The 9,841-nt window shown below is 65.5% G+C and carries 10 protein-coding genes and 2 pseudogenes; 3 read left to right on the top strand and 9 right to left on the bottom strand.

The annotated features are described in order from the left end of the window. From HG262_RS30085 to HG262_RS30065, 5 genes and pseudogenes are all read right to left on the bottom strand, one after another. Positions 1-490 (bottom strand): annotated as a pseudogene (locus HG262_RS30085) (flagellar hook-length control protein FliK); the annotation flags it as partial. Beyond that, a complete protein-coding gene (locus HG262_RS30080) occupies positions 487-840 on the bottom strand; it encodes a flagellar protein FliT (RefSeq protein ID WP_169274482.1) in 354 nt (117 codons plus the stop codon). The gene HG262_RS30080 and the pseudogene HG262_RS30085, both read right to left, overlap by 4 nt. Before the next feature lie 49 nt (positions 841-889). Beyond that, positions 890-1,318 (bottom strand): flagellar export chaperone FliS, encoded by a 429-nt coding sequence (fliS, locus tag HG262_RS30075; protein ID WP_169274481.1) that lies wholly within the window; start codon positions 1,316-1,318, stop codon positions 890-892. Positions 1,319-1,336: 18 nt separating this feature from the next. Further along, positions 1,337-2,719, bottom strand: a complete 1,383-nt coding sequence (gene fliD / locus HG262_RS30070) for a flagellar filament capping protein FliD (RefSeq protein WP_169274480.1) — start codon at positions 2,717-2,719, stop codon at positions 1,337-1,339. 144 nt (positions 2,720-2,863) lie between these two features. Next, positions 2,864-3,241: a flagellar protein FlaG gene (locus tag HG262_RS30065; RefSeq protein WP_169274479.1), complete on the bottom strand. Its 378-nt coding sequence runs from the start codon at positions 3,239-3,241 to the stop codon at positions 2,864-2,866. Between the two features lie 142 nt (positions 3,242-3,383). Between HG262_RS30065 and HG262_RS30060 the strand changes: the two genes are divergently transcribed. Next, on the top strand, positions 3,384-4,121 hold the full coding sequence (locus HG262_RS30060; protein WP_169274478.1) for an IclR family transcriptional regulator: 738 nt from the start codon (positions 3,384-3,386) through the stop codon (positions 4,119-4,121). A 37-nt stretch (positions 4,122-4,158) separates the two neighbouring features. Here HG262_RS30060 and HG262_RS30055 read toward each other — a convergent pair whose 3' ends face one another. The 4 genes from HG262_RS30055 to HG262_RS30040 all read right to left on the bottom strand — a co-directional run bounded on the left by HG262_RS30055 (position 4,159) and on the right by HG262_RS30040 (position 8,008). Next, positions 4,159-5,325 carry an acyl-CoA dehydrogenase family protein gene (locus HG262_RS30055; RefSeq protein WP_105559733.1) on the bottom strand — a complete coding sequence of 389 codons (1,167 nt, stop codon included), beginning with the start codon at positions 5,323-5,325 and terminating at the stop codon, positions 4,159-4,161. Beyond that, positions 5,325-6,560: a CoA transferase gene (locus HG262_RS30050; protein ID WP_169274477.1), complete on the bottom strand. Its 1,236-nt coding sequence runs from the start codon at positions 6,558-6,560 to the stop codon at positions 5,325-5,327. Before HG262_RS30050 ends, HG262_RS30055 begins: the two co-directional genes overlap by 1 nt. Next, positions 6,557-7,528 carry a tripartite tricarboxylate transporter substrate binding protein gene (locus HG262_RS30045; RefSeq protein WP_211187846.1) on the bottom strand — a complete coding sequence of 324 codons (972 nt, stop codon included), beginning with the start codon at positions 7,526-7,528 and terminating at the stop codon, positions 6,557-6,559. The genes HG262_RS30050 and HG262_RS30045 overlap by 4 nt, the downstream gene beginning before the upstream one ends. 63 nt (positions 7,529-7,591) lie before the next feature. Further along, positions 7,592-8,008, bottom strand: a complete 417-nt coding sequence (locus tag HG262_RS30040; RefSeq protein WP_169274476.1) for a cupin domain-containing protein — start codon at positions 8,006-8,008, stop codon at positions 7,592-7,594. Positions 8,009-8,172: 164 nt separating this feature from the next. Here HG262_RS30040 and folC point away from each other — a divergent pair, with 164 nt between their 5' ends. After that, a complete protein-coding gene (gene folC / locus HG262_RS30035; protein WP_169274475.1) occupies positions 8,173-9,483 on the top strand; it encodes a bifunctional tetrahydrofolate synthase/dihydrofolate synthase in 1,311 nt (436 codons plus the stop codon). 63 nt (positions 9,484-9,546) lie between these two features. Continuing rightward, positions 9,547-9,841 (top strand): annotated as a pseudogene (locus HG262_RS30030) (SPOR domain-containing protein); the annotation flags it as partial.

The following is a 9,841-nucleotide window of genomic DNA, read 5'->3' as shown; positions in this document are numbered from 1 at the left end:
TCGCGGCGGGCGGGGGTTGGCCTGTGCCTGGCTCGGCTTGGCCGGCGGTGGCCTGGCCGGCGGGTTGCCCCGCCGTGCCGTTGGCGTTCCAAAGCGGGGCGCGCCCCTGCACGGCGGGCGCGGCTTCGGGGTATTGGGCCAGCAAGGCAAGAATCGTCCGGGCGGTCGTACCCAGCGTCGTCGGGGCGGATGCCGTGGTGTCGCTGCTGGTGACGAGGCCGCGGGCGGCCAGCGCCAGGGCGGCGGCCGTCTTGGCGTCGACGACAGTATTCTGGCGGTCGCCTCGGGCGCCGCCAGTCTGTATGCCTTGCCGGGAATCGCGGGGGGAGCCGTCCGACGATCCGGGCTTCTCCAAACCTCCGGGCTGGCTGACGGCGTCGGGGCGCGCGCCGGAGACCTGGTTGGCGTTGGCGGCGGACATCGTCGTGCCAAGCACGGCGTCCAACCGCTGCACCAGGACGTTGCCGAGTGCGGCGGGGCCTACGCTCATTCTTCAGGCGTCCGGTTGCCGTAGGCGGACAGCAGCGTCTGCTGGCGCTTCATGCGTCCCAGCAGCTCGCCCAACCGGGCCAATTGCGGCAGCGCCAGATCCCGCGTCAGCGCATCGTTTTCCAGGATGCGCACCAGCAAGTCGTACTTCATCGCGCGCGCGGCATCATCAAGGGGGACGGTGCGCTCGGTCGCGCGCAGCCGTTCGACCTGCTCGCAATACTGCTGCCCATGGACCATCGCAGCATCCCAGTCGCCGGCCTGGGCGGCCGCGAGCATTTCGCCTGTGACGAGAGCTATCTCCTGGTAGCGTTCCAGGATGGGAGTGGTGGGCTGGGTAAGGGACGTCATGGAAATCTCGGGCGTTTGCTGGCGGGCTGGGTTCGTTTGCGCCGTGCCATCAAGGCTGCGTGCCGCCCATGGGGCGGTCGATGGAAGTCTGCCAAGCCTCGGCCAGATCCGCCAACAGGCGATCGGCAATTTCAAGCTGCTCGGCGTCCGCCTTGAGATTCGCCATCAAAAGCGTCCGGACGATGTAGTCGTAGAGGCGGGCAAGATTCTCTGCGATTTCCCCGCCCGCCTCCATGTTCAGTCCGGTCTTCAGGCCTTCGTCGACGATCTTGATCGCCTTCGAAATGGCCGCGCCGCGCTCCGTTACCCTGGCTTCCTGCATATGGATGCGGGCTTGCCCGATCGCTGCCCGGGCGCCAAGGTACAGCAAGGAAATCAGCCGTTCCGGGCTGGCGCCCAAGATCTGCGTTTCCAGGCCGATATCGGCGTAGGAGCGCACAGAATGGGAGCCAGTGGGACGGCGGGCGGCGTAAGTCATTAATGCATCTTCTATAAATTACTTGGATTTAGCCAGGGCTGCGAACTGTTGGGTCAGGTAGTTGGCCGTGACCGTTTGCTGCGCCACGAACTTGTCCAGCGCAACGAACTGGGCACGCATAAGCGCCATCTGAGCCGCACTGGAGGTCTTGGCGCGGTCCAGCTGGTCTTTCACGTCTGCGATCGATTTCGTCAGGCCGTCTTTGCTGGCCTTGATCGAACCGTTGTCGCCCAGCACGTTGCCGGTGGCAGTGGCGAACTTGGCGGCGAGGCCGTCGGTCGAAGTCATCAGGCGCTTGACGTCGGCGGGGTTTGCGGCCAACGCCTTGTCCAGCTTGGTCTGGTCGAGTTTCAGCTGGCCCGTCTTCGGATCCGACGAAATGCCCAGGTCGGCGATGGAGCGTACCGTGCCCTCGCCAGTGAAGACCTGCAGCGCGCTGGACATCGACGACTGGATGCCGCGGGTGGTGCCGTCGCCGGTTAGGGCCTGGTTGGTCTCGGCCGTGATGTCGAACGCGGTCAGCTTGGTGATCGTGCTTTGCAGCGCGTTGTAGGCCGCGACGAAATCCTGGACGGCTTTGCTGGCCACGGTCGTATCGCTGTTCAGCTTCAACGTCACCGTCTTGCCGACTTCGGTCTTGGCGGTGAGGTTCAGCGTGACGCCGTCGATCGCGGTCGAGATGCTGTTGCTGCCGCTCTTGACCGTGATGCCGTTGATTTCGATTTCCGAGTCGGCCGCCGCGGTCTGTTGCGTCATTTTCGGGCTGGTGTCGCTGGCGTCCGTGTTGTAGTTCAAGATGTTCTTGAGCTCGGGCGTGCCTGTCACCGTGATCGACTTCACGGCGGCTTTCTCGCCGGTGTCCTTGGCGCTGAGCATCAAGTAGCTTGCGCCGTCGCCGTCGGTAATGATAGTGGCGCGCACGCCGGCCTTGTCGTCGGCGTTGATGGCTTTGGCAATGCCGTCGAGCGACGTGTCGTCCAGCGCAATGGTGCGCTTGTCGCCGCTTGCCAGTTCAATTTCGAACGAACCGGACGCGCCGTTGGATGTCTTGCGGTCGGCGACCACGCCAGATTGCAGCGTTTGGGCAGCAGCCAGGGCCTTCACGTTGATCTTGTATTCACCCACCGTGGCGCCGTCGGCGCCGACGGTTGCGCTCAGGCCATCGCCCACGACACTGGCCTTGACGGCATCCAGCGTGGTCGATTTGCCCAGTGTCTCGGCGGCCTTTTGCAGCGCCTCGACAGCGCTTTGCACTTGGCCGAATGCGCTGACGCGGGCTTCGTAGCTGGCTTGGCGGACCGAAAAAAGGCTCAGCCGTTTATCCTCGGCGGCTTGCAGCTTGGTCAGGATATCTTCCAGGGGCAAACCGGAAGTCGAACCGAGGTTGGTGATGGTGGCCATGTGAAATTCCTTTCTTGCGAAGCGATTCTGTCAAAAATACGGTGCCGGCGATTGGCCGGGTAAGGGCATAAGGCGGGCCTAATTCGGCGCTTTTCTCACTGACTGGCGCCAAAACAGGCGATAAACGCCGTTTTAAATGCCACATCAGGCAGTTGTTTTGATGCCATTGCCCTGCATGTTCACGATCATTTTGGCGATTTTCAGCACGGTTTCGCTGGGGATGGTGCGAATGACCTTACCCGTTTCCGCGTCCACGACCGACACCACGACCTGATGGACATTGGGGTCGATTTCGAACTGGAGCTGTGTGGACCAGGCTTTCATCTGGTCGTTGATCTCGTCCAGCGCCTTGTCCAGGGGCAACTTCTGCGAGTCTGACTGGTCCGACGTGGCGCTGTCGGAAGCACCGCTATTGGTCGCTGCCACGGTCGGGGTCACGCTCACGGCCGGTTCGGCCACGACATGCGCCGACGTCATCGCAGCGTGTGCGTACGTAGCAGGTGCTAAGGGGGTTACGGCCATGATCACTCCAGCGGCGATGTGGGCGTCTCGGAGGAACGCGCTGTTTTCAGGGAATTCTCAGCTACCATAACGGCATGCCCGCAGGGAACTTTAGCCCTCGGCGCGGCAGATGTTTCACGTGCTAAACAGTTCGGATCGGGCAATGAGTGTCAAGACGGCGCTGCGAGTTATCGAAATCATCGAAACCTTTGCCCGCGAAAAACGCGCGCTGCCCTTGTCGGAGCTGGCCCGGCTGCTGGATGTCCCCGTTTCCAGTTGCCTGGCGCTCATCCGCACCTTGACCGGGCTGGGCTACCTGTACGAAACCGGCCGCCGGCAGGGCTATTACCCGACCGGCCGCCTGCTGGCCATGGCCCAGCGCATCGCGCGGGCCGACCCCGTCCTGGACCGGGTCTACCCCAGTCTGGTCGAATTAAGGGACGCCACGCGGGAAACGGTCGTTTTCGCCAAGCTGACCCAGGACGGGCGAGTGGTTTATCTGGACGTGCTGGATTCGCCGCACACCATCCGATATGCGCCTGTTGCCGGCGAGTTCAAAGACGTTCATGCAAATTCGCTGGGCAAGGCACTGATGTCGCTGATGGCGGAACCCGCCCGCGCAGCGATGCTCTCGGGCATGGCGATGACCCGCTACAACGAGCGCACGCTCGTCACGCCGCAGGCACTGGAGGACGATATCCAGCAGTCGCGCCAGCGGGGATGGTTCATGAATAGCGGGGAATCCATTGCCGACGTGGGCGCCATCGCGTGGCCCGTCACCTTGTCGGGCGAACACTATGCGATCTCGGTGGGCGGCCCGATCTACCGGATCGAGCCGCAGCAGGAAGCGTACGCGCGCATCCTGCGCGCCGCCTGCACCGGGCTGGAGCAGCAGGCTTGAGGCGCTGCCGCGCCGGGTGGCACGGCAGCCGACGGCCTTAATACGACTTCGGCAGCCCCAGCACCTTTTCCGCGATGAAACACATGATCAGCTGCGGACTGACGGGCGCGATGCGCGGGATGAAGCTTTCGCGCAGCAGGCGTTCAACATGGTATTCCTTGGCGTAGCCCATGCCGCCCAGCGTCATCACGGCGGTCTGGCAGGCGTTGTAGCCGGCTTCGGCCGCCAGGTATTTGGCGGAATTGGCGTAGGGCCCGCAGGGCTGGCCCGCGTCGTACAGGCTGGCGGCCTTGAACACCATCAGGTCCGCCGCTTCCAGCTGCATCCAGGCCTGGGCCAGCGGATGCTGGATGCCCTGGTTCTGTCCGATGGGGCGACCGAATACCGTGCGTTCGCCGGCGTATTTCACGGCTCGGTCCAGCGCGGCGCGGCCGATGCCCACCGCTTCGGCGGCGATCAGGATGCGCTCCGGGTTCAGGCCGTGCAGGATGTATTCAAAGCCGCGGCCTTCTTCCCCAATACGGTCGGCCACCGGAATGCGCAGGCCGTCGATAAACAGCATGTTCGAGTCCACGGCCTTGCGGCCCATCTTCTCGATCTCCCGCACTTCGATCTTTTCGCGGTCCAGGTCGGTATAGAACAGCGAGAGCCCTTGCGTCGGCTTGTCTACCTCGGACAACGGGGTGGTGCGCGCCAGCAGCAGCATCTTGTTGGCCACCTGCGCCGTCGAGATCCAGATCTTGCGGCCATGGACCACGTATTCGTCGCCCTGGCGCACGGCGCGTGTGGACAGCTTGGTGGTGTCCAGCCCGGCGTCGGGCTCGGTCACGGCGAAGCAGGCCTTCTCGCGGCCGGCGATCAATGGCTCCAGCCAGCGCGCGCGCTGTTCATCGCTGCCGAACACCACCACGGGGTTCAGGCCGAAAATGTTCATATGGACCGCCGACGCGCCGGTAAAGCCGGCGCCGGAGGCGGCGATGGTCTGCATCATCAGCGCGGCCTCGGTCATGCCCAGGCCCGCGCCACCGTATTCCTGCGGCATGGCGATGCCCAGCCAGCCGTCGCGCGCCAGGTCGGCGTGCAGTGGTTCGGGAAAGCCGCCTTCGCGGTCGCGTTCCAGCCAATATTCGTCGGGATAGCGGTCGCAGATGCGCGAAACGGCGTCGCGCAGCGCCAATTGCTCGGGGGTGAAGGCAAAGTCCATCATTCGTTTCCGTCTTGGGTAATGCCGCGTTCGACCAGGGCGTCGATCCGGGCGGCGTCATAACCGGCTTGCTCCAGCACCTCGCGGCTGTGTTCGCCCAGCCTGGGGGCGGGCCGGCGCAGGGAAGTCGGCGTACCCTGGTACTGGCCCAGCGGGGCGGTGGTGCGTATCCGGCCTTCGGATGGGTGGTCCATTTCGCGGATGAAACCGGTGGCGGCCAGATGCTCGTCCTGCAGCAGGCCGTCCACCGTGTACAGCTGGGACGCCGGGATGTCCGCGCGCGCCAGGTCCTCCAGCCAATCCTGGCTTGCGCGCGTGCGGATCACTTCAGCCACAAAGGCGTAGACCTCGCTGATGTGCGCGGCCCGCGCCCCATGGGTGCAGAAGCGAGGATCCTGGCCAAGTTCCGGCCGGCCAATCAGCGCGAAGAAATTGCGCCAGTGCTTGTCGTTGTAGATCAGCAGGCAGATATAGCCGTCGGCCGTCGCGTAAGGCCGCCGATGCGGCGCCAGCAGGCGCGCGTAGCCGGTCGGGCCCAGCGGGGGCTCGAAGGTGGCGCCGCCCAGGTGGTCGCCCAACACCAGGTGCGCCATGCCTTCAAACATGGGGATCTCCACCGGTTGCCCGCGTCCCGTGGACTTGGCGTGCAGCACTGCGGAGACCAGGGCGATACCCACGTGCAGCCCCACGGCGCGGTCCGCCAGCGTCAACGGCGCGTAGCGCGGCACGTCGCCGCTTTGTTGCGCGGACAGCGCGGCGATTCCGGTCTGGCCCTGGATCAGGTCGTCGTAGGCGGGCCGGCCCGCGTAGGGGCCGGCCTCGCCGAAACCATAGGCGCCCAGGTAGACGATACGCGGGTTGCGCGCGGCCACCGCCTCATATGACAGCCCCAGCCGGGCCATGGCTTGCGGCCGGATGTTATAGAGCAGGGCATCGCAGCTTTCGGCCAGTTTCAGGCAGGCGTCCAGCCCCTCGGGCGTTTTCAGGTCCAGCACGATGGACCGCTTGTTGCGGTTCAAGTGCAGGTACAGGTGGCCCATGCCCGGGTTGCGCATGGGCCCGACGGCCCGCATGTTGTCGCCCGAAGGCGGTTCGACCTTGATGACGTCGGCCCCCAGGTCCGCGAGGACCTGCGTGGCGTAGGGGCCCATCACGACCGAGCTCAGGTCCAGGATGCGCACGCCGGCCAGCGGGCCGGCGCCGGGCGCCGCGTCAAAAGCGTTTTGCTGCGTCATTGCTGTTCGATTCCCGCGTCGCGGATCAGCTTGCCCCACAGGTCGCGTTGTTCGCTGACAAACTGGGCGAACGCCTGGGGCGTGCTCGAGAAGGCGTCGAAGCCCAGGCCAGCCAGGCGCTGCTTCACCTCGGGTTTGGCCACGACCTGATTGATCGCGGCATTCAGTTTGTCGACGACCTCCGGCGGCAGTCCGGCCGGGCCGAAGTAGCCGTTCCACGAGTTCAGGTCGAAGTCCTTCACGCCGGCTTCCGCCATGGACGGCAAGTCCGGCACGATAGTGCTGCGCTCGGCGGTGGACACGGCCAGCGCACGCAACTGGCCCGATTGCACGAAGGGCAGGCCGGAGGCCAGGTCGGTGAACATGAAGTCCACTTGCCCGCCCACCACGTCGGTCAGGCCCTGCGGCGTGCCCTTGTACGGCACATGCAGGATGTCGATCTTGGCGCGGTCGGCCAGCGTGGCGCCGGCGACGATGCCGGTACTGTTGCCGCTGGCGTAGGTGATGCGGCCGGGGTTCTTCTTGGCGTCGGCCACCAGTTCGCCCACGTTTTTCCACGGACGCTTCGGGTTCACGACCAGGATGAAAGGCAGATTGCCGCCGCGCGCGATGGGAGTGAAGTCCTTGACCGGGTCATAGGGCACGTTCTTCATCAGCCAGGGCGCGGCCGAGTGCGACGTGTTGGTGGTGACGAAGAGCGTGTACCCGTCGGGTTTGGCGCGCGCCACGTAGCTGGCCGCGATGGTGGCGTTGGCGCCGGGCTTGTTCTCGACGACGATCTGCTGGCCCAGGATGGCCGACAGCTCCGATCCGAAGATCCGGCCGACGGCGTCGGTGCCCGAACCGGCCGGGAAGGGCACGATCAGGGTGATGGGCTTGTTGGGATAGTCGGCGGCGTGGGCGGCGGGGCTGGCCGTCACGGCTGCTGCGCTGATCAGCGCGGCGCCCAGCAGGCGTAGGTTTCGCATGGGTTGTCTCCAGTTTTTGTAAGGTCAAGCGCGGCTCTTCGTCCGCGGCTTGCCGCTGCGCCGTCAGGCGGCAGGGGGTGGCGCCGGGAAATCGCGGATCACGCGATCGGGGGATTCTTCATAAGGGGGCGTGTAGATCACCAGCAGGCGGGCGGGCTCGTCGCTGGTCACGGTAAAGACGTGGGGGATGTCGGGCGGGAAATAGCAGCAATCCCCCGGTCCCATGTCCGCCCATTCGTCCTGCACCTGGGCGCGCGCCGTGCCCGAAATCAGATAGCAGACCTGTTCGATGCCGGGGTGGGCGTGCGGCAGGGCGCCTTTGCCTTTGTCGATCACGCCCAGTAGCACTTCCACGCCGCGCGCGCCGACGGTCTCGGGGCTGATCAGCCGGCGGTTCAGCGTGCCGGTGTGGTTGGCGGGGTGGTAGCCCGGAACGTCGGCCTCGCGGACCAGCCAGTTGGGGGTGTTCTGCTGCGACATGTTCATCCATTCAAATTTTCATACATAAATTTATTTTCACGTATGAGAAAAACATCGGCAAGCGCTTTTTCGCCCGGGATACCGTGCCGCGCCCTAGGGGATTAGGGAAAACACCGTGCGCGGACTGCTAAAATCCATGGCTGATCTCACTTTGCGACCCCGCCATGTCCTCTGTTCGCCCGCCCGACGCCGCCGCCACCCTGTCCGATTGGCTCCAGTACCTGGAATCCATCCACGCTACCGCGATCGACATGGGCCTGGACCGCGTCCGCGACGTGGCCGCGCGCATGGAGCTGGAATTGTCCGGCGTCAAATTCGTCGTCGGCGGCACCAACGGCAAAGGCTCCACCTGTGCCATGCTGGAAGCCATCCTGCTGGCGGCGGGTTACAAGGTTGGGCTGTATACCTCCCCGCACCTGATCGACTTCAACGAACGCGCCCGCGTCAATGGCCAGATCGCCTCGGACGAGGCCCTGATCGCCCAGTTCCAGGCGGTCGAAGCGGCCCGCGGCGAGATCTCGCTCACGTATTTCGAATTCACCACGCTAGCCATCCTGCGCCTGTTCTCGCAGTCGCACCTGGACGCCGTCGTGCTCGAAGTGGGCCTGGGCGGCCGCCTGGACGCCGTGAACATCGTCGATGCCGACTGCGCCATCGTCACCAGCGTCGACCTCGACCACACCGACTGGCTGGGCGACACCCGCGAGAAGATCGGCTTCGAAAAAGCCCACATCTACCGCGCTGGCCGGCCCGCCATCTGCAGCGACCCGGTGCCCCCGCAATCGCTGCTGGACCACGTCGAGCAGATCGGCGCCGACCTGTGGCTGTTCGGGCGCGACTACAACTATTCCGGCGACCGCCAGCAATGGGCTTTTGGCGGCCGCGAACAGCGCCGCAGCGCGCTGGCGTATCCGGCTTTGCGCGGCGCCAACCAGCTGTTGAACGCGTCGGCGGCCCTGGCGGCGCTGGAATCCGTCCGGGACCGCTTGCCGGTGCCGCAGCAGGCCGTGCGCCTGGGGCTGCTGCAGGCGTCGCTGCCGGGCCGTTTCCAGATCCTGCCGGGCCAGCCTTCGGTCATCCTGGACGTGGCGCACAACCCGCATGCGGCCGCCGTGCTGGCGCAGAACCTCGACAACATGGGCTTCCATCCGTACACCCACGCGGTGTTCGGCATGCTGAACGACAAGGATCTGGCGGGTGTGGTGGCCAAGCTGGGCACCCGTATCGACCACTGGTACTGCGCGGGCCTGCCCGGGCCGCGCGGCTCCTCCGGCGAGGCGCTGGCGGAGCGGGTCGCCGCCGCCTTGCCCCCGGCGCCCGCTGGGGCCGAAAGTCCCAGCATCGCTGCCTTCGCGGATCCTGCCCAGGCCTTCGCCGCAGCGCGCGAACGAGCGGTCGAGAATGATAGAATCGTGGTGTTCGGGTCGTTTCTCACCGTGGCCTCGGTTTTGCAGGCTCTGGGTCGCAAGGCATAGGCAAATCGGGACTTGGCGGCCCGCCGCCATATTGCCGCAAGGCGCCGCAAGGAATTCTCTTCCATGGGTTTTTTCAAACGCAAAGATCCTGCCGATCAGGCGCAGTCCTCCAAACGGGCGGCAGTGCCTAGCGAGGTGCAGGCTGCGGAGCTGCGCGGCCGCGCGCGGCGCAGGTTGGCAGGGGCTGTCGCCCTGGTGCTGGCGGCTGTCATCATTCTGCCCATGGTGCTCGACTCGCAGCCGGTGCCGGTTGCCGACAACATTCCGATCCGCGTGCCGGAACGCAATACGCCTTTCCAGCCTCAGGTAAGCGAGCCGCAGGCCGCCGCACCGGCTACGCCGGGTTCAGCCGCCGCGC

Origin of the sequence: Achromobacter sp. Bel (genome assembly GCF_012928505.1) — a bacterium.
Classification (GTDB): Bacteria; Pseudomonadota; Gammaproteobacteria; order Burkholderiales; family Burkholderiaceae_B; genus Achromobacter.
Note: the sequence above shows the minus strand (reverse complement) of the source record. Positions and strands in the feature narration are given on the sequence as shown.